The organism is Tenacibaculum sp. 1_MG-2023 (genome assembly GCF_030547425.1).
Lineage (GTDB): Bacteria > Bacteroidota > Bacteroidia > Flavobacteriales > Flavobacteriaceae > Polaribacter.
The window spans coordinates 16,003-40,970 of record NZ_JAUORH010000024.1; the positions used below are offsets into that span (position 1 = coordinate 16,003).

General features: G+C 30.0%; 23 protein-coding genes. 10 read left to right on the forward strand and 13 right to left on the reverse strand.

Annotated elements, in window-relative coordinates; translation table 11 throughout:
• Positions 1-89 precede the first annotated feature (89 nt).
• Genes Q4517_RS13705 through Q4517_RS13765 form a run of 13 tightly spaced genes read right to left on the reverse strand, consistent with a single transcriptional unit; the run spans position 90 to position 14,667 of the window.
• The gene (locus Q4517_RS13705; RefSeq protein WP_303510484.1) at positions 90-557 is read right to left on the reverse strand and encodes a hypothetical protein; all 468 of its coding nucleotides are present in this window, start codon (positions 555-557) and stop codon (positions 90-92) included.
• Positions 535-1,956 carry an N-acetylmuramidase domain-containing protein gene (locus tag Q4517_RS13710; RefSeq protein ID WP_303510486.1) on the reverse strand — a complete coding sequence of 474 codons (1,422 nt, stop codon included), beginning with the start codon at positions 1,954-1,956 and terminating at the stop codon, positions 535-537. The genes Q4517_RS13705 and Q4517_RS13710 overlap by 23 nt, the downstream gene beginning before the upstream one ends.
• Before the next feature lie 14 nt (positions 1,957-1,970).
• Positions 1,971-2,750 (reverse strand): type VI secretion system tube protein TssD, encoded by a 780-nt coding sequence (gene tssD / locus Q4517_RS13715; RefSeq protein ID WP_303510488.1) that lies wholly within the window; start codon positions 2,748-2,750, stop codon positions 1,971-1,973.
• Positions 2,751-2,786: 36 nt separating this feature from the next.
• Positions 2,787-5,111 carry a type VI secretion system protein TssR domain-containing protein gene (gene tssR / locus Q4517_RS13720; RefSeq protein ID WP_303510490.1) on the reverse strand — a complete coding sequence of 775 codons (2,325 nt, stop codon included), beginning with the start codon at positions 5,109-5,111 and terminating at the stop codon, positions 2,787-2,789.
• 2 nt (positions 5,112-5,113) lie between these two features.
• Positions 5,114-6,046 carry a PKD domain-containing protein gene (locus tag Q4517_RS13725; RefSeq protein ID WP_303510493.1) on the reverse strand — a complete coding sequence of 311 codons (933 nt, stop codon included), beginning with the start codon at positions 6,044-6,046 and terminating at the stop codon, positions 5,114-5,116.
• 10 nt (positions 6,047-6,056) lie between these two features.
• On the reverse strand, positions 6,057-6,503 hold the full coding sequence (tssO, locus tag Q4517_RS13730) for a type VI secretion system TssO (protein ID WP_303510496.1): 447 nt from the start codon (positions 6,501-6,503) through the stop codon (positions 6,057-6,059).
• Positions 6,504-6,506: 3 nt separating this feature from the next.
• Positions 6,507-7,004, reverse strand: coding sequence for a type VI secretion system TssO (tssO, locus tag Q4517_RS13735; RefSeq protein WP_115901750.1), 498 nt, complete (start codon positions 7,002-7,004; stop codon positions 6,507-6,509).
• A gap of 12 nt (positions 7,005-7,016) precedes the next feature.
• A complete protein-coding gene (locus Q4517_RS13740) occupies positions 7,017-8,186 on the reverse strand; it encodes a hypothetical protein (RefSeq protein WP_303510502.1) in 1,170 nt (389 codons plus the stop codon).
• Entirely contained in the window at positions 8,176-9,054 is an 879-nt protein-coding gene (locus Q4517_RS13745) for a TssN family type VI secretion system protein (RefSeq protein ID WP_303510504.1), read from the reverse strand. Before Q4517_RS13745 ends, Q4517_RS13740 begins: the two co-directional genes overlap by 11 nt.
• A gap of 14 nt (positions 9,055-9,068) precedes the next feature.
• On the reverse strand, positions 9,069-10,013 hold the full coding sequence (locus Q4517_RS13750) for a hypothetical protein (RefSeq protein WP_303510506.1): 945 nt from the start codon (positions 10,011-10,013) through the stop codon (positions 9,069-9,071).
• Complete coding sequence (locus Q4517_RS13755) at positions 9,998-12,439, reverse strand: AAA family ATPase (RefSeq protein ID WP_303510508.1); 2,442 nt, start codon at positions 12,437-12,439, stop codon at positions 9,998-10,000. Before Q4517_RS13755 ends, Q4517_RS13750 begins: the two co-directional genes overlap by 16 nt.
• Before the next feature lie 2 nt (positions 12,440-12,441).
• The gene (locus Q4517_RS13760) at positions 12,442-14,223 is read right to left on the reverse strand and encodes a hypothetical protein (protein WP_303510512.1); all 1,782 of its coding nucleotides are present in this window, start codon (positions 14,221-14,223) and stop codon (positions 12,442-12,444) included.
• Between the two features lie 18 nt (positions 14,224-14,241).
• Complete coding sequence (locus Q4517_RS13765) at positions 14,242-14,667, reverse strand: GPW/gp25 family protein (RefSeq protein WP_303510515.1); 426 nt, start codon at positions 14,665-14,667, stop codon at positions 14,242-14,244.
• Between the two features lie 89 nt (positions 14,668-14,756).
• On the opposite strand from Q4517_RS13765, the gene Q4517_RS13770 reads away from it, so the two are divergent.
• From Q4517_RS13770 to rodA, 10 genes are all read left to right on the forward strand, one after another.
• Entirely contained in the window at positions 14,757-15,212 is a 456-nt protein-coding gene (locus Q4517_RS13770) for a hypothetical protein (RefSeq protein WP_099215504.1), read from the forward strand.
• A gap of 21 nt (positions 15,213-15,233) precedes the next feature.
• Positions 15,234-16,598, forward strand: a complete 1,365-nt coding sequence (locus Q4517_RS13775; protein ID WP_303510518.1) for a DUF5458 family protein — start codon at positions 15,234-15,236, stop codon at positions 16,596-16,598.
• Positions 16,599-16,878: 280 nt separating this feature from the next.
• Positions 16,879-17,331 (forward strand): GAF domain-containing protein, encoded by a 453-nt coding sequence (locus Q4517_RS13780; RefSeq protein WP_303510520.1) that lies wholly within the window; start codon positions 16,879-16,881, stop codon positions 17,329-17,331.
• Positions 17,332-17,413: 82 nt separating this feature from the next.
• Positions 17,414-17,539, forward strand: coding sequence for a hypothetical protein (locus tag Q4517_RS13785; RefSeq protein ID WP_262510991.1), 126 nt, complete (start codon positions 17,414-17,416; stop codon positions 17,537-17,539).
• A 145-nt stretch (positions 17,540-17,684) separates the two neighbouring features.
• Entirely contained in the window at positions 17,685-19,211 is a 1,527-nt protein-coding gene (gene purH, locus Q4517_RS13790) for a bifunctional phosphoribosylaminoimidazolecarboxamide formyltransferase/IMP cyclohydrolase (RefSeq protein ID WP_303510527.1), read from the forward strand.
• Positions 19,212-19,293: 82 nt separating this feature from the next.
• Positions 19,294-20,322 carry a rod shape-determining protein gene (locus Q4517_RS13795; RefSeq protein ID WP_047790403.1) on the forward strand — a complete coding sequence of 343 codons (1,029 nt, stop codon included), beginning with the start codon at positions 19,294-19,296 and terminating at the stop codon, positions 20,320-20,322.
• Between the two features lie 16 nt (positions 20,323-20,338).
• Positions 20,339-21,166, forward strand: a complete 828-nt coding sequence (gene mreC, locus Q4517_RS13800; RefSeq protein ID WP_303510532.1) for a rod shape-determining protein MreC — start codon at positions 20,339-20,341, stop codon at positions 21,164-21,166.
• Positions 21,159-21,665, forward strand: coding sequence for a rod shape-determining protein MreD (gene mreD, locus Q4517_RS13805; RefSeq protein ID WP_303510534.1), 507 nt, complete (start codon positions 21,159-21,161; stop codon positions 21,663-21,665). Before mreC ends, mreD begins: the two co-directional genes overlap by 8 nt.
• Entirely contained in the window at positions 21,662-23,548 is a 1,887-nt protein-coding gene (gene mrdA, locus Q4517_RS13810) for a penicillin-binding protein 2 (RefSeq protein WP_303510537.1), read from the forward strand. Before mreD ends, mrdA begins: the two co-directional genes overlap by 4 nt.
• Positions 23,529-24,806 (forward strand): rod shape-determining protein RodA, encoded by a 1,278-nt coding sequence (gene rodA / locus Q4517_RS13815; protein ID WP_303510540.1) that lies wholly within the window; start codon positions 23,529-23,531, stop codon positions 24,804-24,806. The genes mrdA and rodA overlap by 20 nt, the downstream gene beginning before the upstream one ends.
• Positions 24,807-24,968 lie beyond the last annotated feature (162 nt).

Genomic DNA, 24,968 nt, shown 5'->3' on the forward strand with positions numbered 1-24,968 from the left:
ATAGTATTTAAAAATCTAGCTCCTCTCCTTGTTAGGAGCTTCTGCATTTGCTCTACATATATAAAGTATTGAGTATAGAAAGGAGCAAATTAGTTTTCAAAGTTTAATTCTTCTATTTTATCCTCACAAATAGATTTATCAATTTTAAGAGAAGTAGAATTAAAATCAGATGTTTCTATATTGAAACTTCCTTTTTTCAAAGAGTCTATTTTAGTATTATTTTTGTTAAAATAAATTGTTTTATAGAACATAGGTCTGACACTAGAATATTCATAAAATAATGTATTAAAATTATCCTCTCTTAAAATTTCAAAATGATGAAAGTTAACTTCATCTATAGGTGTTTTTAAAATGGTATCTTGATATTCACATAAGTCATTTTTTATATATAAGATGTTATAATGATAATTTACACCTGACACTTCTTTTAACTCAATCATATTACCTGAGCTATCTTTAACATTCCTCTCCTGCTTCTTATTACCTGATTTGCAACAAATAAAAAAGCAAACAAGTAAGAAAAAAAATAGGTCTTTACTCTTTATTATAGTTTTCATAAGCTTCTTTCATTTTAGTGTGATAGTTATTTTCTTCGTATTTAGGACCATTATATAGTTTAGCTATTTTTCTCCAATCCTTTTTCTTCATTGCACTTTTTATACTAGGCGCAACATCAACTAAATAAGTTTTAAAAAACCTAAACTGTTGTATTTCGCACAAATTTTGAGCTTTTTCTAATTCTTCAGGACTATCATATAAATAATCATAATACTCTCCTAGAACTTGAAATTTCCCCCACGAACTGCTCATAATTGGAATACTTCTCTCTCCTAATAACTTTTCTGCGTCATTTAATCTTTTATGTTCTGCTTCTCCTCCTTTATACCCTCCCCATGAAGTATTAAACAAATTAGAGTTCTTTAATTTTAATTCATTTGCCTTTGATTTCCCATATTTCTTCTCTGTATGCTTAAAAGCTTTATGCCTTTCATATAAAATTTTAGATTTATTAGGATTTTTAGATATAAATGAACTTCTACCACCACTCTCTACTTTTGCCACTGCTTTAAATACATTTTTTTCTACTCCCATATCTTTAGATAGCTTTTCATAATTACCCTCAGTTATTGATTTTCCTTTTCCGTTACAAGATACTTTTACTAACCCCATTTTTAGACAATAACAAGGCGCTTTCCCCAACTCAAACCACTTCCCGTCTATATCTAACCATTGATTAGGAGTAGTTCTTTTATCTGGTTCTCCGTTTTTATCAGGATTTCTTCCATTATATACTACCTTTATATCATTAGGAGTGTGGGCATCAACTAATAAGTACATAAATGCCTTTTTATCCTTAAGCTTATCTAACTCTTCTTTTTCTCTTTTGGTATCTTTATCCCCTAAGATTATTTTAAAAATTGCCCAATCTTTAAAGTCAGTTTTGTTGGTTATTTTGTTATCTTTTGCATAAGCTCCAACTACTGCTTCGGCTTCTGTAGTTGTACCTTTATCATGCTGTAACATTAAACCTTTTTCTTTAGTTTCTAGTTTTGTCTTCTCAACTTTTCCTTGCTTTACATTTAGCCTAACTTTTTTATTTGCTAAGTTTGATGTTTTTACAACTACATAAACTTCATCACCTAAATTTGCTGACTTTAACTTTTTAAAAGTCACTTTATCTCCTATTTTTTCTTTTTTAGGTTGTGAACCAATGTTTAGAGTTTTTCCTACATAAATAGTATCGCTGGTTAAACCATTGTCTGCTTTTATTTTTGCTACTGTAGTATTATGTTTTTTTGCTATTTTACTTAATGTATCTCCTGAAACTATTTTATACTTAACAGGTTCTTTTTTATCACTCTTTTTATATTGTGGAGTATCTATTCTCTCAGCAAAATAAGCATCTAAAACTTTATGATGTCTTATTTTTAATGTATTACTAGGTTTGATAATCATTTTCTTAGCTATTTTTATTCAATATTTATAGGCTCTGGTTGTTGTGCTACAATTTTTAACTTCAATTTATGTTCACTACTAGTTACCTTAAAATCTTTTATAATATCGTTTTCTATAACCTTATCGTTATATACAAAATCTTTTGTATGGTTACTTAAATCAATATCTATTGTTTGTCCTATAGCATTTTCTGTTTTCAATACTAAGTACACTTCATCTCCTGTATGTGGTTCTGCTTGTTTATTACCTTCAAGGTCGGTATAATAACAGGTAAAGCGCGGTGTTGTATCTTCTTTAGCTTTGTATGGTGCAGCTTCTTTTATTGGTATAAAACTTTCTTGCCAGTGTTTTATATAGCGTGTGGTACTTTTTTTACTCCAGCTAGAGTTATTAAAAAATCGATAGTCTTGCATTGCTGGAGATATGGTTAGAGTTACCTGCATACCTGACTGATTACAAAACTTTTCATGGTAATTGATGAGTGTACCATCTTGAAAGTTGTATTCAAAAATTTCTAATCCGTCATAATCATCTTGATAAAAAACAATTTTACCGTCTCTTAACTGATATAAGTCAAAAGGATATGGTATTTTTTTGTTCTCGGTTCTGTCGGCAATAATCCATTCTAAAAAACTATCATCGTACATTTGCGATTCAAATGTAACTGAGATGATTCCTCCCATTAAGGCAGAGGTAGGTTTTCCGTTCCAATCAATAAGTCGATTGTAGTTTAAGTTTGTAGTGAGTAACTCTCGTTCTTCTCCACACACAAACAACTTTGCTTTTACATTCATTTTTGGGCAATTTTCGGGGTTCTTTCTAACTATTAACTAGGGCAATAGTTCTAAAGGTATAAAGTACACTTCACTTTTATAACCTTCTTCTACTTTTTGCAACTTATTTTTTAAAAATAATTCCTCTAATTTATCTATTTTTTCATACTGTTGAAAATAAAATTTTTCAAAACCATTTTTCCCTACTCTTTTTCTTGGTAATTTATATATTCCTAAACAGTAATAACCTTTATGATTCAAGGGAATTCCTGATTTAAAGTAAAATAAGTCCGCGATTGTTGCTTTTCTACTTAAAACATATCTATACGCTGTTTTGTTTAGTATTTTTATCTGTTTTTGGTACAAACGTTTTATTATTCTTCGCTTTTTTCTTGTAATGGGTTTTGCCATTTGAGGAAACGTACTGCGATAATTTTCTATTAATTCTATAATTTCATCCTTATCAAAAACATAGCCTTTTTTTATAATACTATCGTTAAGCAATGATACTTTTTGGTATAATACTTCGTGTAAATTGTTTCTGCTTAATTGAAAAAGACGTAAACTGTCTGTATTTAGCTCTTTGTATCTTGTTTTTATCGTCGCACTTGGTTCGCTTCTTAAAACTCCTAGTTTTTTATTGAAGTAATTTAAAGAGGATATAAGTTTATGATTGGTCAACGTAGATCTTTTTAAAACAGTATCTATCGCTTTTTCTAAAGACAAGGGAGTTAATGAACTTTCTATTCTTGGAAAAATAACGCCTCCATTAAACAAACTATTATCTGGAGCATCGTACACATAAATATTATCTTCGTCTGCAGGTATTTTTTTTAGGATATTGTTTTCTACAATAATTTCATTATCTACAATAAAATTCTTGATAAATTCATTATAATATTTCCCTGTTTTATACAAAAACTCTTTGCTTCCTAATATATAATTCTGAGATCTTACACTTTTATTATTGTCTAATTGCGCAAAAATAATTTTAGGTGATTTTTTAGCTATTTTTTCAAAAAAAGCATCTTTTTGTCTTTTAATATCATTTGTGTTTTCTTTACTTGAAGCAATGATGAAGAAATTGTTTTCAAAACGTTTATTTTCATCTGAAAAATTATCTATTGCATAATTAACTGCTTTGGGAATAGACATTGTTTTTTCTACATATTCTACAGCTAAATTGTTTTGATTACTTTCTATAAAAGATTCAACAAAGCTAATCCACTCTGAAAAGGAGCTTGTTTTTTCTAAGATTGCTGTTCCCTTTTTATCGACTAAAATTGCTGAAAAGCTGTATTGAGCTTCGGTAGATTCTTGAAATAAGGTTATGTATAAACTTTGTAGAGAGTTTAATATTTTTTTTAGGTGTTCACTTTCTTCGTTTTTAGAAATAAAGTGGAAGTTTACGACCTTCGACTCCTTTTTCATAAACTTTATTTCTTTTGTATAAAAGCTGTTTCCTTTTACGTTAATAAGTTTATTTTTATCATGGTTCCAAACATGTACCGGAGCTATTAAGTCTTTAGTAACATCTGTTTTTAAGTTTTTATATCCTGTATATAAGTATTTAGACAATACATCTTCGCCTGTAAGTTGAATTGTATCTTTATTACTAACTGCCAACAAACTATCAGTGTCATTTATAACATATACTTGATTTTGTCCAATACGTGTAATTAAGTTTGATGGTATCCAACCTACTGTTTGAGAAATAGAATCTTTTAAAACAGGTTTATCAGACACAAACACTGCTTTCCCTTTTTCATCATACTTATAAGGGTACACGATTTGATTAGACACCAACTTTTTATTTGATTTTGTTCTAAAAAAAGGATCTTTAAACACATTTACAGAGTCTACTTCCATGTAAGGCTTTAAATCGAAAAGTCTTAGTGTTTTATCTGTTCCTACTTTATATTTTATAGGTTTATTATTACACGTTTCTAAAAATGAATGATTATACTCTATTACATTACTTGCAGGAATCCATCCTAAATATTCTACTTTCTCTGTATCTTTAAAGTTAAATTTATCTCCATAAAACATAGAAAACAATCCTTTAGGTTTCCCTATTTGATCTGGGTTGGCTACTACTACTTCATATGAATTTTCTTTTTCATCAATTACATACAGCGGGGTAAGTAGTCCTTTTTTCTTAAATTTTTCTTGTACATATGGCCCTTTATAAAAAGAGTTTTCATCTCTATCAGAAAAAACCATTTTTAACGAAGCGTCGTGCTTCGTTTTTGCTTTTTTTAGATAGTTAAACCTATCCGTTTTTACTTCTTTTACTTTTTCATATTTCCCTATCGTTTGTGATACAATAGAAAAGGAATATAGCGACAGCAAAAAAATAAAAAGTGTTATTTTTTTTTGCATTATTATCTTAGTAAACTTTGTGTTACGTTTAATCTTTTGAAACATTTAATTGTATCTATTTCAACTTTATTTATAATTATTTTGCTTCTTTTCTTATTCTCTAAATAGTGTAAACCTTGGCAGTAACTAAAAAAGTCATTATACCTTCCTCCATTAACAATTACGAGTATATCTTCTGCTTGATTACATGTATAGTTATTTTTTATATAATTTAAGTTTTTATAAAAAGTTCCCCTGTCTGTAACCTTACTATCTGCTATTGCTTGAAGTCTTTTTCTAATGTCATTTTGAACGACTCCTAAAGAGTCTACTTTTTCTAGTTCTTCTACTTTTTCAAATCGTGGTAAGATTCTTATATTATGAAATATAGGGTACTTTAATGTATTTGTTTGAAGTTTCACTCTATAATCCCCTGGTTTACTATACCTATAAATCACTTGTTCTTCATAGGCATCAACAGTTCCTGTTTCTCCAAACTCCCAATACCAAGTATTTATTCCTTTTCCTTCGGTAAAAAACACTAATTCTTCTCCTACATAACCTTCATCTACTCCATGTAATGTTACCAAAGAGTCTCTAGGTGAAAGTTTAGGTAAGGAAACCACTCCTATTTGTTTTGATACTATAAACTTATCATTTATCTTAATGGACACCAAGTACTTTCCTTCTTTACGATATTTATAATCTGTATTACCTGGTTTTACAATGGAATCTCCATTACCCATATGCCATACTACTTTTCTCCCCTCAACTAAACTCGTATCGTTTAAAAGGAAAAACAGTTTTTCGTTAACTTCAAATTGATAATTGCTATTAGACTCAGATACATAAAAATCTAAGTTACTAAGCCTTGATTTATAGGGTGCGAATATTGCTAGGATTAATACCAATAAGGCTATGAAAATTAAAACTGACAATTTAAATTTATTAGACATACTCTTTTATTTAAATGTTAGCTTTACACTCTTCTAAATTCTCTTTCAAAACTTTATTATTTCTTTTTAAAGCATTGTATTCTTCACTCAAATCGAAAAACATTTTAAGCGTTTTTGATGATTGAACTCCAAAAATATATCTATTATTCATATCGTTATCTCTGTAGATTCTTTTGTATTGTTGTATTTCTTTATCTAATTCATCTAATACCTGAATTTGAATAACATCAAAAGGTATTTCTTGAATTTTTTTGTGCGTGCTTTTTATTCTCTTTGTGTACTCTTCTTGAACATCAAAAATTTCTTCTGAAGCATCAATACTATTTAACAGCTCTTTGCTTTCTATTACAGGAACTTTAAACACAAGTTTGGTTAAAATTATAAATACTATTGTAGAAATTATAATAAATAAGAGCGAGAACCTTATTTTTTCCCAAAAAACTTCATGATTATCCATAGCTTATTCTTTTTTTAAGTCTTTATTTATGTCTTTATACTTTTCTCTACATTTTTCTAGCTGCTCTTTATTAGCCTCCCTTGTATTAACTTCTTTATTATAGTTTTCAAGAAGTGACTGTATGTTCCTTATTTCCGATAAAAACTCACCGTAAATTTTATAGTAGTTATTTTCTTTTTTTGTACTATCAATACTCTGTCTTATTTCAACCCTAGTATTGGTAATAATTTTTTGCATTTGCCTATACTCTCCTATATTTCTTCTTTTATTTTTTAAGCTATATAAATTTTTAAAAAGCTCTTCCATTTTAAAATTTAACATTGCTTGTTTTTTAAAAACTTCATTATAATGAGATTGCTTACTCTCTATTAAAACAACTCCTTTTTCTGCTATAATTAAGGTAACATATAAACAGAAAAACACAACTACTGCTGTTAAAGAGAATGACGCAAAAAACTTAAGAATTTGTTTTTTCCTTTCTTTGTGATTTAAAGCCTTCATAAGAAATTTATATTAATCAATTATACTCCAAGAACTGTTTCCTCCTCTATTTCTGTTGAACTGCGATTTAGACTCTTCGTTAATTACAATATTGTCTTTTCTTTGTCCTATATACTCTAATTCACTCATCTTTTTAAATACACGCTCTAACATAGCTACAAACCTATTTAACACATCAAACGTTTCAGATATTTCCATATGATTGTATTTCACATTAACAGCATCTACTATAGAATCTAGAAAATCAGAAGGTTTTATATCTGTCCATTGATAATAATACTGTAGTAACTGTTCTTTTTCTTTATCATCCATTATACTTAAACAAATAGAAAGTTTATTTGCTAGCACAACTAACCTATCTACCAAATACATAGGAGAGCTATTAACAGAAATATTTTCTAAATTAAAGATATTATCACTGTAATACTCTTGCAGCTTTTCACAGATTAAAAAAGTATTAGAAACTAACTTATTACTACTTTTTTGTCCGTTGTTCTTTTTGAAAATTTTAATAGAATAATTTTTAGACTTGATAAGTACTTGTAATAACCCTTTACCAAAGCCTTCTAACCTTTCATTAGACGCTAAGTTAACTACTGGCGGAACATAACCTTCATCAATTGAAAACAATCCATTCGTCCATAAAACCTTTCCTATAACTAAAAAGTGCTCTTTTAAAAAACTGGTATTAATTTTTGAAACAGGAAGCGTATGTAACTCTAATTTTGGTAATACATTAGGATGATGTAAGGGTACTACTTCAGGATCTGGCACACCTACTGGTAAATATTCAAAAGGAGATAAAGACAACATTATATAAAACTCTTCACTTTCTGTTTTATCAAAATCAGATGTTTTTAGAGTTACTGATGGTGAGTTTGCTCCATACAAATCGCGGTGATACATAATTCTGTATCCTTTTTCTGTAATCGCATTACATGACTTGAGTTTTATTACTAAAGAGTTATCTCCATCACTTAAAACATCTAGTTGTAAGTTTTCAAAATCAGCACTACTTTCAATTAAACCATATTCATAATTTTTGAGAGAAACAGAATTATAATCCTTTACTGTTTCAATTGTATTATTATAGTTTTTAAAAAAATGTTCAGCAGATATTTTTACTCCGTCAGTCCAATTTATTGGTAAATAATTCATTTTATTATTTTTCTTATTCATCATCAATAGTATTTAAAGCAGTTCTTCTTATGTATATAGTTTGTTTATTTCTTATTCTGTTAAATTTACCGTCTTTTTCAGCGTCTAAAACTTTTGTGAATAGAGGGAAATTAAACCATTTATTAGTATAGAATATCCAACCAATAGGCTCTCCATCTAAGTAAGTATCAATCATTCTATCAGGGAATCTAAAATTTTGATCTTCAATAAAACGATTAAACCACATACCTACTGATACCTCCATAGGTAATTTCACTGAAAAGGAACTGTAGTTTTTATCATCAGGGTTTCTTTTAATCTTTACGGTAACTTGTATTAACTTAAAAACATCTACATTATCCCAATACATATCTGTAGCTCCATTATCTGAAACATTCCAAGCTTTATAAAATGATTTTGAGATATTTAAAAAATAACCTAAAGACATAGTGTACAACAATGGTAACACAAACCAAATTATTGACAACATTGCCCAAAGTGCATAAGGTAAATTGCTTATTTTTTCAAAAATTAGGTAATACAACCACCCTGAAAGAACCATTACTATAAAGACAAAAAACAGTGTGTGAAATTTATTATCTAACCCTATAGATTTGTAAAACTTTGTGTTTTGAAAAAATATAAAAAACACACCTATAAAAAGGTAACACAAAACTGTAAGTATTAATCCTACCCACACAAACTCATACTTTAACAGACTTAAAAAAACTGGAGCTATTAAAATAAGGGTAAGTAATAATACTAAAACAATTGCCTTTTTTATATTAAAAGACTTTTTAGCTTTTACTACATTGTTTAACACCATTAAAGAAATTATGGCTATTAAAGGTGCTAAAAGGAATTTTAAAAAATATACTATTATTATGTTCATAACTTTTTCTTTTCTTAATTAGTTAAATACGAATCATATCCTAAGAACCTCTCTGATAAAACAAAAGATTGATCAGAGTTTGTTTGATAGGTGATATGAATTTTTCTTGAGGAAATTAAAAAGAAGCTCAACACTTCTTTTATTTGTAGAACACTTTTTTCTAAAACGTTAAAGTTCTCTACTTCTTTTTCTAACACTACAACTACTTTAACATCATCTATCTCACTATAAATCTCACCGCTCAAGCCTAAATCAACCCCTAAAACTGCGTCTCCTAAACTTAAAAAAGGTGACTCTTTTATAACACATGGCACATAATTAAGCTTTACTTTTAAGCCTAAAACTACCTGTATTAATTTTTCCAACTCCGCTAAGTTTTCTTTAAAGAACTCAGATTTACATAAGTTAAGGAATAGCTTATATAAAGACTCGTCTGAAACTAGCAAATCAGAACCTATAATTTGCTTGAAGATATTTAATAGATTCTGTTTTGATTTTTTGTCTGAGAAAAAATTTAAACTTCTATTATTAATCCTAACTCTTTCTTTAAATATTTCAGTATCAAAAAGAGTAAAAAAGTTAATATCTCCTTTTTCTTTTTCTCTATTCTTTCGAATAGTATCAATCACTTCTTTTTTGTTATCTGAATTAACTCCTAAAGAAAGTGGATAAAACAAAATTTCTGGTAGTTGATGATATATACTATTTCTACTCAGGTTAACAACTAAATTTTCCTCGAAACCTGTATCTTTAGCTATAAAATTTGAGTCAACAGATAAAATATCTTTAGATTGAGCTCTACTATTCATTCCATGGTTTCTTACAATTAGCCTCTCAGAAACATCTTTATCTAGTAAAAACTCTAGCTCTTCTACAAAAACTTCTCCAATAAAATTAGATGCCATATTGCGAACAAGTTCACCAACAACGACATCGCTTTCTTTTACACTAGCTCCCATACAAGATTATTGTTTTTATAATCTAATAATACATGATCTCCTTTATTCACTTGTTCAGAAACTATCATTTTAGATATTATCTTTTTCACATATGTTCTTACAACTCCAGCAATAGGTCTAGCTCCATACTTTTGAGAAAATCCTTTTTTTGATAAGAACTCTAAAGCTTCGTCAGAAATATCTAACACTATTTGTTTTTGTTGCTCCAATTGCTTTCTAAGCTTATTAAAGTGTATTACTAAAATATCTTGTGCTACTTTTTGGTTAATTGGAGCGAATGGAACTACTTCTGTTAACCTTCCTAAAAATTCGGGTCTAAAATGTTGTGCCATCACCTCTATTAACTCATTTGAAGTTGGAGTTTTTCCTTCTGTTATTTGTTCAGCAATCCATTGACTACCTATGTTAGATGTAAAAATGACAATAGCATTAGAGAAATCCCCTTCTCTTCCTAATTTATCATGAATCACACCTTCATCCATTAACTGAAGAAAAACATCGTAAACAGAAGTATGTGCTTTTTCAATTTCATCAAATAAAACTACTGAATATGGGCGTTGTCTAATTTTAGTTACTAGCATTCCTCCTTCTTCATAACCTACATAACCAGGAGGCGCTCCATAAAGTAATGCTGCTGAGTGCTCCTCTTTAAATTCAGACATATCAAAACGAATCATTGCAGTTTCATCATCAAAAAGCAACTCTGCTAATGATTTAGTTAATTCAGTTTTCCCTGTTCCAGTAGGGCCTAAAAAGAAAAAAGAACCTATTGGTTGTTTCGGATTACTAAGTCCACTTCGTGATTCAATAATAGCGTCAGAGAGTGTTTGAATAGCATTTGACTGCCCTTTAACTCTTTCTTGTAACTTTTTATCTATATTTAAAAGACGTTCTTTTTCTTCTGTTTGAATTTTTCCTAAAGGAATGCCTGTAATTTCTGATACAACAGCTTCAATATTCATTTCACTTACAATATCAATAGGCGTCTTAGCTAACTCTTTTAACATTGATAAGAATTCATCAACCTTAGATATTTCTTCTTGTAAATCTGGATTATCAGACACTAAATTAAATGACTTGGTAACTTTTGAGGTTTGAATAACACTAACTTTTCTGTAAATAGTATTGTATATTAGTTGTAAATCTGAAAAATCAAATTTTTCTGAGTCCTTAACTTCATTAAACTCTTTTTCTATTTTTCTAACCTCTGTCAATACCGTAGCGTTGCTCATCTTTACAGCTGCTACAGTTTTATCTATTAAATCTATTGCACCATAAGGTAACTTCTTTTCTTTAAAATATCTTTTTGAAAGATGTATAGATTCCTCAATTGCCTTATCTGAAATTTTAATATCGAAATGTACTTCAAGTCTTTTTTTATGTCTATGCAAGCATTTCAACATTTCCAAGTCTCCTAACTCCTCTAATTTCAAGATTTCCAACTTGCCATTTACAGGGTGTCTTTCAAGACTTTTTCGGTAAGAATCTGAATTAATTGTAAAAATCATATTAATTCGTCCTCCACTTAATTGAGCATTTAAAATGTTAACAATAGCATTTGTTTTACCAGAAGAATTTTCAAGTAATACATGAAGATCATCTATCACCAATATGGATGGAGTATCAATAGATTCTAACTTCTCAAATAACTCTGATATCTTTTTATTTACATCATTTTCTGAACTTGCTGCAGCCAATAATTTTGGAACATTAAGCTTAAACACCAAATGACTTTTTAAATACTCATCAGTACTATTACTTAATTCTCTTACAAAATAATTTACTGTCGCTGTTTTACCAATTCCAGATTCTCCTACTAGAATAACACCTTTGCTTTCAGATCTTTCAAAATTCTCTAAAATTAATCGTACTTCCTTTTCTCTTCCTAAAATTAAATTTCCTTTTTGAATTACTTCTTGTGTCTGAAGATCTTCAATATATGAACTTATAGTAGAAATATTTTCTTTGGTATTTGACTCTAAAAAAGTAGGGGTATTTGCATTGTACTGCTTTAGTATTTCTTGCTCTGTTATTCCAAGTGTTTCTATTTGTTGACCAGAATATACAACACCTTCTCTTACTACCGCTGTAAAAATGCATAACGCATCAATATTTTCTGTTCCTAATTTGATTTTTGAACGTTCAGACTCTTCAAAAACCTTAGCAACCTCACTATCTGGATGTACATCCCCAGAAGCTTGTAGCGGAGTTGACTTGTACATCTCTTTCATTACTTCAAACCATTCTAAGATGTAATTAGCATCCTTCCCCATACCATCAATAATCTCCTCTAAACCAGTAGGCTCATTAATTAATGATGTTACTAAGTGGCTGACACCGTAAGTACTTTGTTTTTCTTTGTAGGCAATACTTTTAGCTCTTTTTATACTTGATAAAGCGCTTGAACTGTAATCTTTTTCCATCATTTTTAAATAAAAAATACTTTATAAGTTATATTTGATATAGATTTTTTTTCTAACTCCTTTTCTAGATAATAACTGAAAAGGTTTTGTTTCTCTACAGAAATTAACTCTTTTTTAGTTTTTATATGTATATCAGTGGTTCTTATTAACCCTTTTTTCTTTTCTTTTGATATGGCAACACCATCTTTTATAGAAACATCTTCAACAAAACGTCCTATTTTACTATTTACAAAGCTTTTTACATCTTCTTTTGTTACAATTCTTTCCCTTGTAAGTAATCCATAGCGTAAACCATTTATTTTGTCATGCTCTTCTTTTCTAATATAACCTCCTATCGTTTCCGTTTTTAGTTTAATCTTACTATCAATAAACTTACCTGTTCTATATTGATTAAAAGTATAACTAGTAGTAATGCCATTTGCTTGACTAGCATTAGTCAACCAATACTGAAATTCATAATTAAAAGCTTCTTTATGTGGGTAGGTTAATAAGAAAGTTTTATCATTATTTGCATTTACCTCTCCAAACTCTAAATGAATCTTCTTATCAATTTCGTCTAATTTCTCATGCAGGTCGTCTAAATATGCTTGTATAATATCATAACCTATGGAAGAAAAAGCACTTCCTTCTTCTCTTACTGTTTGAGAAGTTTTACTCAACATCATTTTAGCACTTCTCGTATCAAACCTTCCTATATCTCCAAAATATAATGAGTAACCTCCTTCAAGGCTTTCGGTAGAATTCCCTATAACGTTAGCATAACTATTTCCTTTATCATCATTTAAACTTTCAATGTTTAAAAAATAATCTACTCCTTCACTAAGTACAGATAAAATTCTTCCATTTTTTCTAAAATTATGCTGCTTATATTCTAACTTTCTATTAACGATAGGAAAGGTATTTAAGCTTACTTCAATTCCTTTCAGCTTATCTTTAGAAAAAACTTCTGGGAGTTTAACTTTAAACCACAACAGTTTTTGATTTAAATCTTCTGGCTCAATAAAAAAGTCATCTTGTTCTCCAAACAACTCATTAATCGTCTTTTTGACCTTACAAGATTCATTTAAATTTAATGTGTAAAAACAATCTTCATAAAACGAAACAACGTCTTCAAAATAATGAACTTCATTATTCTTATTCACCAAGCTTTCTTTATCTAAAAACATTTCATTCCCTGCAGCATCATAAACCTTCATTGTTTTTAAAAAAGGTAAAAGTGAACTATCATTTAAAATAAAACATAGTGATAAGTTATTTGTATCCTCTAATAACTCATTTGAAATTTCCACTCCAAACCAAAGCTCATAGTCTTTAATTTTATTCTCTTGAGGCAAGTAAAGAGCGTCTTCTATATTACCAAATTGATTTTCACTTATTAACAATTTATCGTCATAACCTAAATATTTAACAGAAGCATTTATAAGTTCTTTTGCTATAATAGGTGTAAAGAAGACATCTAGCTTTTCTTCTCCGAATCGTCTTTTAGAACAATAAAAATGATCAGAAACATAAAGTTGTGTTGTATCGTCTTCTGGCTGTGCTTTCAACAAAGCATGTGAAGGTGATGGTAAAGACCATTTGTTACTCACCAGTATCCTAGATAGTCTATCTAACAACTCTTTATCCGATACGTCTACTTGTTGATGTAATTTTGATATTTCATAAGCAAAAGTATGTAGTAACAAATCTAAAATAGGGTCAACACTTCTTTTGTCTTTAATACCCCATAGTTCCATCGAACGCAGCAGCATTCGATTTTTAATTTTCATAAAATATTCGTCTCTCATTGCGTTTTTTTTATTTTTTTACTGAGATAAAGGACTGATGTAAAAAAGTGTAGCAAAATTAAATGGAGCTTCGGTTTCAATAATTATTCCGAATACTTTTATTTCTGCTTTTCTTCTTACATGAACATCAGTAGTCTCTGCATCATCATCTATTTCAGACAATCTTACACTAACTCTAATATCTTTAAGTCTTGGTTCATATTCAATAAAGGCGTAATATAAAGAATCTTTAACTTTTTCTTCCCATTTATTAATTTTAACCAACTGATTAAACTCTAAATCCCAAATATCGGAACCATAATTAGGTCTTCCAAAAACCTCACCTTGTTTTGAAGTAGCAATTATCATGAGGTGCTGAGCTATGGATTCTTCAAGCGTACAGCCCAATCTATTATTCTCTTTATTTGTTTTTGTTATACTGGAAAAGTCTAGGGGGATCTTCAAATAATTCATTTTTCCTTAATTTTTTTCTGTAAAAATAATTTTTTTTATCAAATATTTAATAGATTCGTAGCAGAATAAAAAAAATTATTATGGCAATGTACAATTACGGAATTGGAGGTAATGAAGTTAAAGTTGATGCTAATGAGTCAATCGCAAACATTTCTTCCAACAAAACCCTATTAATCCAAAAACTTACCGACGAAGCTCCGGCAACCCCTGAAGCTACTTATGGTTTAGACACTATCGAGGCTGTATTTGAAAAGTTTTCACCTTCTGTAAAACTTGAACACACCGATGAAAATGGCGCTGATGTTAAAGAATCTTTAAACTTCAATAATTTAAGTGATTTTAACGTTGAGAACATTAAGGCTAATAGCTCTTTTCTAAATAAACTTGATATAGAAAAGGATCAGTACTTAAGAATTTCAAGACAATTATCTTCTAACAGAGCACTAATGAAAGCTCTTAGTAACCCCGAAACAAAAGATACATTTATTAAGATTTTAGAAGAATCTATTAAAGAAATCGATCAAGCTGAACAATAAAAACAAAAAACATAATTAGCTATGTCTACAAAAGTAAAAACGCAACAGTCAGAAGCGGTTAAACAACAATCCCCTAGTCAAGAAGTAGCGAGCGCTATTGATGGTATAAAAGAGTACGGAGGTTTCTCTTTTATTGAAAACATCGTTGATGGATACTCTAACTTAAACCCTAAAAGAAAAGCTAGAAAAAGTCTATTTTTAAATGACGAGCAGTGGAAAGGAGAAAGAAAAAACTTAAAAAACAGACTTTCTGTTTGGTTAGAAATTCTTAAAAGCAGTGAAAACATCGAATCGATGTGTGATACGGCAAAAGAAAAGTCTACCAGTATAGAAGGAGTTTTAAATTACAATCTTAAGAAAACCTTAGAAAGAACTAAGGAATTAGAAACTTCATATAGATCTGTAGCTTTATTCTACAAAAACACTGAAAAAGATAAAGTAAAAAACATCACTATCTTAAATGCCGATTTAAGTCAACTAAAAGATTTAGAAAACCCTCTTTTTATAGATTATGTATCAAATGAGTTTAAACAAAACTTTGATAGATTAGACTTAAAAGACAACTATTCTATTTTAGTAGTTCCTGGATATTTAGGCTCTAACGTAGTGTTAGACAAATGGTCTAAAATAGCCTATGACAACAAAGCTGTTTTATTAACCGATTTTCAAGATTTAGAAACAGCCGACGATATTGTTGACATGTTCTCTAACGCAAATCATTCAGGAGGAGAGGTTCACAAATCAAACACTTTAATGACTTGTAACTGGCTTTTAGGCAGAAAGAAAGAGGATGCTGTAGGTGAAGAGGATAACTTATACGTTCCCGCATCATCTGCTTTAGCTGGTAAAATATACCATACTTTAATGTCTCAAGTAGTAGCAGGTAAAAAATTTGGTGGTATTAACGAAGTAGAAAGCGTACGATTCGACCTTAAAAAGAGTGAAATTTCAGAAATTGAAAAAATGGGACTTGTTCCTATGGTAAATGAATACAGTAAAGTAATGGCATTTTCTGCTAAAACTTTATTTAACGGAGATAACCTAGGATTACAGACTTACTCTGTTGTAAGAGTATTTGACCATATAACAAAAGTATTATTTGATTTCTTAAATAGACGTGCATTTGAAAACTGGAGCTCTAGAACTGAGGCTGATTTGCGTCGCCAAATAGTTAAATTCTTAGATGATATTCAAGGACCTACTAAGTTAATTGAGCGTTTCAAGGTTATAAAAATAGAACAAGACCAAAATCAAAAAGACCGCGTTTTATTAGATATCCACATCACTCCTTATTTCCCTGCTAAAAGTTTTGTTATTCAATTAGACGGACACAAAGGAGATGGACCTGAAGATGCTGTATGGCACAGTGAATACGTTCAACAATAATTTAATCCTAAATTATATTCATTTTCTTTTATAGAAAAAGACAAAAATAAAAGCAGAAGTTTTAAATTAAATTTAAAACTTCCGCTTTCTTTTATAAAGCCATTTTATAGAGCTACAAGAATCTTTCTCACATATACCGTGAAACCTTCCCCTTTTCATAAAAAACTCTTAAAACACTCCATTTAAACTATAAAAAACGAAATTCTGTTTTTTATCACAATTCATACAACTATTTTTGTAAGCTTTAAGTCCCCTTTACGAATAAAATAAAAACACTTTTATGAATTTACAAGAACTAAAGAACAATATAAATAGAATAGTTAACAACAATTCTTCAAAAGAAGAAAAGTTACAGCAAATTTGTGATTATTTAGCTTCAGAAATTTCTTATTACGATTGGGTTGGCTTCTACTTTAAGAATGGAGATAAAGAAGAATTAAAGCTAGCACAATTTAACGGAGAACCTACAGATCATACAATTATACCTTTTGGAAAGGGAATTTGCGGTCAAGTAGCAGTTAGCAATGAAAATTTTGTAGTACAAGACGTAAGCGAACAAGACAACTACATATCATGTGGATGGAAAGTAAAATCTGAAATTGTAATTCCTATTTTTGTTAATGGAGAAAACGTTGGTCAAATAGATATTGATTCTCATACAGCTAACCCATTTACTCAAAATGATGAAGCTTTATTGGAGTATATTTGTAAAAAAGTGGCTAATTTTATATAATTTTTATATAATCACTTGATTATTAAGTTTTTTTTTGTTTTATTTGGTCTGATTTTAACAACCCCATTAATCCCCTTAAATTATGAGCAGTAGAGAACATCCTTCTTATGCGGCATTAGGTAATGCTAATGCTCGTTCAAAATCTCAACAATCTTTAGTAGAAAAATTCACTATCTGGTTTCGTAACTTTTTAGAAACTGCAGAATAATTTTTTATTTTAAGATTTTGTTGTAAAAAAAAACACCACCAAAATTATTTTATTTTTGGTGGTGTTTTCAATCTTAAAAACTTAAAAAATTATTGTGTAACGCCTACTGTTTTACTAGCTTTGCAAGCTTAACAACACAACAATAATGAACAATACTAAAACTATTAAATCAGCATTAATATCCGTTTTTCACAAAGACGGGTTAGAACCTATTGTTAAAAAGCTTAACGAACTAGGTGTTACTATTTACTCTACAGGAGGCACTGAAAAATTCGTAAAAGACTTAGGGATTGATGTAGTACCTGTAGAAGATGTTACTTCATACCCTTCTATTTTAGGAGGAAGAGTAAAAACTTTACACCCTAAAGTTTTTGGAGGTATTTTAAATAGACAAGATCACGAAGGTGATGTTGCTGAGATGGAAGAATACAATATTCCGCAATTAGATTTAGTAATTGTAGATTTATATCCTTTTGAAAAAACAGTTGCTTCTGGTGCTTCTGAACAAGACATAATTGAAAAAATTGATATTGGTGGTATTTCACTAATCCGTGCTGCAGCTAAAAACTTTAAAGACACTGTAATTGTTTCTTCAATGGAACAGTATGAAGAGTTTTTAAATATTATTTCTAAAAATAACGGAGATACTTCGTTAAACGATAGAAAAAAGTTTGCTGCCAAAGCTTTTAATATTTCTTCTCATTACGACACTGCTATTTTCAACTATTTTAATGAAGATGAAGTTGTGTATAAAGCTAGTGAAACTACTTCTAAAGTATTACGCTACGGAGAAAACCCGCACCAGAAAGGATTTTTCTTTGGTGATTTAGAAGCTATATTTGATAAGTTACACGGAAAAGAGTTAAGCTACAACAACTTATTAGATGTTGATGCCGCAGTAAACTTAATTGAAGAGTTTAAAGGTGAAGATCCAACATTTGCCATTTTAAAACACAATAACGCTTGTGGTTTTGCTCAACGTAAAACAATTCATCAAGCCTATGTTGATTCTTTAGCTGGTGACCCTGTCTCTGCTTTTGGAGGTATTTTAATATCAAACACAAAAATTGATAAAGCTACTGCTGAAGAAATTCATAAATTATTTTGTGAAGTTGTAATTGCTCCTGCTTATGATACTGATGCCTTAGATATTTTAAAAGGGAAAAAGAACAGAGTAATTTTAATTCAAAAAAAAGTTGAATTACCTAAACAAACAGTAAGAACAGCTTTAAACGGAGTATTAATCCAAGACAAAGACTATATTACTGATAAATTAGATGATTTATCATATCCTACCAACAATAAACCATCAGAAAGTGAGTTAGAGGATTTGTTATTCGCATCTAAATTATGTAAAAACACCAAATCTAACACAATTATCTTAGTAAAAGATAAGCAGTTATTAGCTGGTGGAACAGGACAGACAAGTAGAGTTGATGCGTTGAGGCAAGCAATTGAAAAAGCTAACAGCTTCAACTTTAACTTAAAGGGGGCAGTTATGGCTAGTGATGCTTTTTTCCCTTTCCCTGACTGTGTAGAAATAGCAGATAAAGCAGGTATAAAAAGTGTAATTCAACCAGGGGGTTCTATTAAAGACCAATTAAGTATTGATTATTGTAACGACAACAATGTAGCTATGGTTTTTACAGGAACAAGACATTTTAAACATTAATTATACTGAGTGTAAAATACCCACAGATTTTTATTAGATTTGTGAGAATACATTAAAATTAAATATAAATAACGAAATCTTTATGGGTTTTTTCGATTTCATGACAGAAGATATTGCAGTAGATTTAGGTACTGCAAATACACTTATAATCCACAATGGTAAGGTAGTTATTGACAACCCCTCTATTGTTGCTAGAAACAGGCTCACTGGTAAAATTATTGCTACGGGACATGAAGCTAGTAGAATGCAAGGAAAAACCCATGAAAACATCAAGACCATACGTCCTTTAAAAGACGGTGTAATTGCTGATTTTCAAGCTTCAGAGGAAATGATAAAGGAATTTGTAAAACAAATTCCTGCCATAAAGAAAAGATTGTTTCCACCATCATTACGTATGGTAATTTGTATTCCTTCAGGAATTACTGAAGTTGAAAAACGAGCAGTTATAGATTCAGGTCGTCATATGAACGCTAAAGAAATCTATTTGATTTATGAACCAATGGCAGCTGCTATTGGTGTAGGCGTTGATATTATGGAGCCTAAAGGAAATATGATTATTGATATAGGTGGTGGTACAACTGAAATTGCTGTTATAGCATTAGCTGGTATTGTTTGTGATCAATCCGTTAAAGTTGCTGGAGATTTATTTACCAGTGACATTATGTATTACATGCGTACTCAACACAATTTATATGTTGGAGAAACTACTGCTGAAAAGATAAAGTTACAAATAGGTTCAGCCACAGAAGATTTAGACACACCTCCTGAAGACATGATGGTTCAAGGGCGTGATTTATTAAGTGGAAAACCTAAGCAAATACAGGTTTCTTATCGTGAAATTGCTAAAGCATTAGATAAATCAATTTTACGTATTGAAGATGCAGTAATGGAGACGCTATCAAAGACACCTCCTGAATTAGCTGCTGATATTTACAACACTGGTATTTATTTAGCTGGTGGTGGTTCTATGCTAAGAGGCTTAGATAAGCGTTTATCTAGAAAAACAGATTTGCCAGTATACGTTGCTGAAGATCCGTTACGTGCTGTAGTTCGCGGAACAGGTATTGCGCTTAAAAATTTAGAAAAATACAAAACTGTATTAATCAAATAAATTTGAATGACTATTTATGCAACAGCTTATTTATTTCTTACAGAAGTATAAGTATTTCTTATTTTTTCTATTCTTAGAAGTTATAGCTGTTGTATTAATCATTAACAACCATTCTTTTCATAAAAGTAAATTTATTAGTTCTACCAATTTTATTACAGGAGGACTATATCAAAAATCATCAAATATATCAGAGTACCTAAACTTAAAGGAAAGAAACGCTGTACTAGTTGAAGAAAATTTAGCACTAAAAAATAAACTAGAAAAAATCACTACGTATCTTGATAGTATTTCTAGTAATCAAACAATCGACACCCTAAAACTCAACCAAAATTATAACTATATTTCTGGAAATATAATTAAAAACTCTTTTCATAAAGCTGACAACTTCATAACAATTAACAGAGGTAAAAGTTATAATGTTTCTAAAGAAATGGGAGTAATTAACAGTAAAGGTATTATTGGTATTACTGATAATGCATCAAATAAATACGCAAGAGTACAATCTATTTTAAATTCAAAAAGCAATATCAACGCTAAATTTAAAAACAACAATCACTACGGTACGTTAACGTGGGACGGTAAGAACTATAACATTGTACAACTAACCGACATTCCACGTCAAGCAACTTTTAAAGAAGGTGATACTGTAGTTACTGGAGGAAGGTCTACTATTTTTCCAAACGGGATACCTATTGGAACAGTCTTAGAAGTACCTGAAGAATTATCTGCGGTTAATAGTATTAACATTAAACTCTTTAACGATATGTCTAACTTAGGCCATGTTTATATAATAACCAACTTAAATAAAGAAGAAATAAAAACTGTAGAAAATAATAATGAATAAAACAGTATACTTAATATTTTTATTCGTTTTCCTCTTGTTAATACAAGTGTTAATTCTAAATAATATTTTATTTTTAGGCTATGTAAACCCCTACATTTATATCGTTTTTATTTTCTTGTTCCCTATTAAAGAAAACAAGTTTTCTCTTTTATTAGTTGCTTTTCTTTTAGGGTTATGTGTAGATGCGTTTTCTAACTCTGGTGGAATTCATGCTTTTTCAACTGTATTCATAGCTTATATACGTTTATTTACTTTTAAAGCTATATTCAAAAAAACATCGTCAGATTACCTACTCTTTAATCTAAGACATGAATCTTTTGATAAAGTATTTAATTATACAGCAATTTTAACATTAATTCATCACTTCATTTTATTTAGTTTAACTAACTTTAGTTTTTATAACATTTCAAATGTACTTATCAACACACTATTTTCTAGTGTTTTTACGTTACTGTTGTATTTTTTAGGAAGTTTTATATTTAGGAAAAAGCTAACATGAAACGAAGTTTCTTACTTATAGTTTTAATTACTCTTATTGGAATTGTTTATATCTCTAGATTATTTCAATTACAAGTAGTGCACGGAGGTGAACAGAGTTTAACTCACAGTGCCACAATTAAGATTGAATATGATTACCCTGAACGTGGTTATATTTATGATCGTAATGGAAAATTATTGGTTGCTAACCAATTATCCTACGATGTAATGATTATTCCAAAAGAAGTTGAGGCTTTAGACACTCTAGAATTCTGCTCTCTATTAAAAATTGATAAAGAAGATTTTATAAAACGCTTTACAAAAGCGAAAAATTATGCCCGTTGGCTTCCATCTGTATTTTTAAAGCAATTAGCTAAAGAAGACTATGCTTTTTTACAAGAAAAGTTACCCAAATATAAAGGTTTTTATATCCAAAAGCGTATTATTAGAAATTACCCCGTAAAATCCGCAGCTAATGTATTGGGTTTTATTAGTGAAGTTAACGAATACATAGCCAAAAATAGCGATTACTACGAACAAGGAGAGTTAATCGGTAAGCTTGGTGTTGAAAAGCAATATGAAAAAGAGCTAAGAGGCATTAAAGGAAAAAAATATTTTAAAAGAAATAACTTAAATAAAATTACTGGTTCTTATAAAAATGGAAAATACGATACTCTTGCAGTACCAGGTAAGGATTTAACATTGACTATTGATAGTGAATTACAACAATATGGAGAATTATTGATGTCTGGTAAGAGAGGTGGAATTGTTGCTATAGAACCTCAAACAGGTGAAATTTTAGCATTAATCACTGCTCCTTCTTACGATCCAAACTTACTAGTCGGAAGGCAACGCTCCCCTAACTCTGTAAGACTTTTTAACGACAGCATTAACATGCCTACTTTTGACAGAGGCCTGCAAGCAATGTATGCTCCTGGTTCACCTTTTAAAATACTTACTGGCTTAATTGGTTTACAAGAAGCAGTTATTGATGAAAATACCGGATTTTACTGTCAACATGGGTACCGTTACGGTAAGCGTCCTAACGCTTTTATGGGGTGCCACTGTAGAATTGTCGGACGACCTGTTCGCTTAAAAACTGCCATTGCTAAATCTTGTAATACTTATTTCGCTAACACCTACAGGAAAATTATAGACAACTATGAAAACCCAACAATAGGAACTGATGCTTGGAGTGAACATGCGAAAAGTTTTGGATTAGGTAATTATTTAGGTTACGATCTTCCCTCTGGTCAAAAAGGAAGAATTCCTAATGGAAGTTTTTACGACAGAAATTATGATTTTAGGTGGGGGGCTACAACTACAATTTCAAACGCTATCGGACAAGGAGAAGTAGAAACCACACCTATTCAGTTGGCAAATATGACCGCAGCTATTGCTAATAAAGGCTATTTTTACACCCCTCATATTGTTAAGAAGATTCAGGACAAGTCTAATCTCGATTCTACTTATGTAACTCGTAGAAATACAACTGTTTCACCAGAACATTTTCCTATTGCTATTGAAGCAATGCACGAAACTTTTACAAGAGGTACAGCAAGGCGTAGTAGAATTGAAGGTATAGAAATATGTGGAAAAACAGGAACCGTAGAAAACTTTATTAGAGTAAATAAAAAGAAAGTTCAATTAACAGACCACTCAATTTTTATAGCTTTTGCTCCAAAAGATAACCCGAAAATAGCCATCGCTATTTTTGTAGAAAACGGAGGATATGGATCTACAATTGCTGCCCCCATTACCAGTTTACTTATTGAAAAGTATTTAAACAAGTCAATATCAAGAAAACACATTGAAGACCGTATGATTAACCTGAGCCTTAAAGAAAGATACGAGAATCAATTATTAATTCAAAAAAGCGATACTCTTGCGACAAGAACGAAATAATATTTTTGCTGGAATTGACTGGCTACTTGTTTTACTCTACGTAATATTAGTTGGTTTTGGATGGGTAAATATATATGCTGCATCCTCATCAGAAGAATCCAGAGAAATTTTTGATTTTTCTACAAAATATGGAAAACAACTAATTTTTATAGGGCTTAGCATACCAGTTATCATCTTTATTCTCTTTTTTAATTCCAAGTTTTACAAACAGTTTTCGAGTGTAATGTACATTCTCTCTCTAGTTCTATTAGCTGGTGTACTTGTATTTGGTAAAAAAATTAATGGTGCTACCTCTTGGTACAACTTTGGAGGAATAGGACTACAACCTTCTGAGTTTGCAAAAGCTTTTACCGCCCTAGCTTTAGCTAAGTTAATGAGTGATCGGCAATACAATCTTAAACTAATAAAGAATCAAGCGAAAGCCTTTATTATTATCTTTTTACCGGCCTTTTTTATTGCATTACAACCTGATATGGGTTCTGTGTTAATATACTTCGCTTTCTTTTTTGTATTAAACAGAGAAGGACTTACGTTAGCTTATATTTTATTTGGAACCACATCTATTATTTTATTCTTATTAACAGTTTATTTTGAAGCAAAATGGGTTCTTATTTCATGTTTACTTATAATCACATTAGTCGTTTTTTATGGTGTTTATAAAGACAAACGATTTTTTCGCTTCAACGTTTTAAAAATAATTGGATCCTATCTTTTTGCAATCTTCTTTATTTTAGGAATCAGCTATACCTATAACAACATTTTAAAACAACATCAGAAAGATAGATTTGATATTTTACTAGGAAAGATTCAAGACAACAAAGGTATTGGCTACAACTCTTATCAGTCTGAAAAAACTATTAGTTCTGGTGGTTTTTCTGGAAAAGGCTTTTTACAAGGAGATAGAACGCAAGGAAATTTTGTTCCTGAACAACACACAGATTATATATACAGTACTGTAGGTGAAGAATGGGGGTTTTTAGGCAGCTCTTTTGTTATTATTTTATTTATGTTGCTTCTTTACAGAGTTATTTATTTATCAGAAACACAAACCAATAAATTTGCAAGAATATATGGCTATAGTGTAGCTTCCATTTTCTTTTTTCATATTCTTGTTAATATTGGTATGGTAATAGGTTTATTGCCTACTGTAGGAATTCCTCTTCCGTTTTTTAGTTACGGAGGTTCTTCTTTATGGGGGTTTACACTACTTCTATTTATTTTCATCCGTTTAGATGCCCATAAAAAATACGACTGGTAATCAATTCCAATCCGAGTAAGTAGTGAAGTGTTTGTTTTTCCTTATCTACAATGTATTAGATTAACCTTATTTAAAAACGTGCCATTGTAGGCTTCCCCTTTTTAGGACACCTCTAATTTCGATAAATAATTATTATTTAGGTCAGATTTGATGAAGAATTTA

What these genes read in the sequence shown, in the direction of transcription:
- Q4517_RS13755 (WP_303510508.1), bottom strand. Translation starts at nt 12,439, where the DNA reads ATGATGGAAAAAGATTACAGTTCAAGCGCTTTATCAAGTATAAAAAGA.
- Q4517_RS13785 (WP_262510991.1), top strand. Translation starts at nt 17,414, where the DNA reads ATGAGCAGTAGAGAACATCCTTCTTATGCGGCATTAGGTAATGCTAAT.
- Q4517_RS13725 (WP_303510493.1), bottom strand. Translation starts at nt 6,046, where the DNA reads ATGTCTAATAAATTTAAATTGTCAGTTTTAATTTTCATAGCCTTATTG.
- Q4517_RS13740 (WP_303510502.1), bottom strand. Translation starts at nt 8,186, where the DNA reads ATGATGAATAAGAAAAATAATAAAATGAATTATTTACCAATAAATTGG.
- tssD (WP_303510488.1), bottom strand. Translation starts at nt 2,750, where the DNA reads ATGAATGTAAAAGCAAAGTTGTTTGTGTGTGGAGAAGAACGAGAGTTA.
- mreC (WP_303510532.1), top strand. Translation starts at nt 20,339, where the DNA reads ATGCAACAGCTTATTTATTTCTTACAGAAGTATAAGTATTTCTTATTT.
- Q4517_RS13795 (WP_047790403.1), top strand. Translation starts at nt 19,294, where the DNA reads ATGGGTTTTTTCGATTTCATGACAGAAGATATTGCAGTAGATTTAGGT.
- Q4517_RS13745 (WP_303510504.1), bottom strand. Translation starts at nt 9,054, where the DNA reads ATGAACATAATAATAGTATATTTTTTAAAATTCCTTTTAGCACCTTTA.
- mrdA (WP_303510537.1), top strand. Translation starts at nt 21,662, where the DNA reads ATGAAACGAAGTTTCTTACTTATAGTTTTAATTACTCTTATTGGAATT.
- Q4517_RS13770 (WP_099215504.1), top strand. Translation starts at nt 14,757, where the DNA reads ATGGCAATGTACAATTACGGAATTGGAGGTAATGAAGTTAAAGTTGAT.
- mreD (WP_303510534.1), top strand. Translation starts at nt 21,159, where the DNA reads ATGAATAAAACAGTATACTTAATATTTTTATTCGTTTTCCTCTTGTTA.
- Q4517_RS13750 (WP_303510506.1), bottom strand. Translation starts at nt 10,013, where the DNA reads ATGGGAGCTAGTGTAAAAGAAAGCGATGTCGTTGTTGGTGAACTTGTT.
- tssO (WP_115901750.1), bottom strand. Translation starts at nt 7,004, where the DNA reads ATGAAGGCTTTAAATCACAAAGAAAGGAAAAAACAAATTCTTAAGTTT.
- tssR (WP_303510490.1), bottom strand. Translation starts at nt 5,111, where the DNA reads ATGCAAAAAAAAATAACACTTTTTATTTTTTTGCTGTCGCTATATTCC.
- Q4517_RS13710 (WP_303510486.1), bottom strand. Translation starts at nt 1,956, where the DNA reads ATGATTATCAAACCTAGTAATACATTAAAAATAAGACATCATAAAGTT.
- purH (WP_303510527.1), top strand. Translation starts at nt 17,685, where the DNA reads ATGAACAATACTAAAACTATTAAATCAGCATTAATATCCGTTTTTCAC.
- Q4517_RS13760 (WP_303510512.1), bottom strand. Translation starts at nt 14,223, where the DNA reads ATGAGAGACGAATATTTTATGAAAATTAAAAATCGAATGCTGCTGCGT.
- tssO (WP_303510496.1), bottom strand. Translation starts at nt 6,503, where the DNA reads ATGGATAATCATGAAGTTTTTTGGGAAAAAATAAGGTTCTCGCTCTTA.
- Q4517_RS13780 (WP_303510520.1), top strand. Translation starts at nt 16,879, where the DNA reads ATGAATTTACAAGAACTAAAGAACAATATAAATAGAATAGTTAACAAC.
- Q4517_RS13705 (WP_303510484.1), bottom strand. Translation starts at nt 557, where the DNA reads ATGAAAACTATAATAAAGAGTAAAGACCTATTTTTTTTCTTACTTGTT.
- Q4517_RS13775 (WP_303510518.1), top strand. Translation starts at nt 15,234, where the DNA reads ATGTCTACAAAAGTAAAAACGCAACAGTCAGAAGCGGTTAAACAACAA.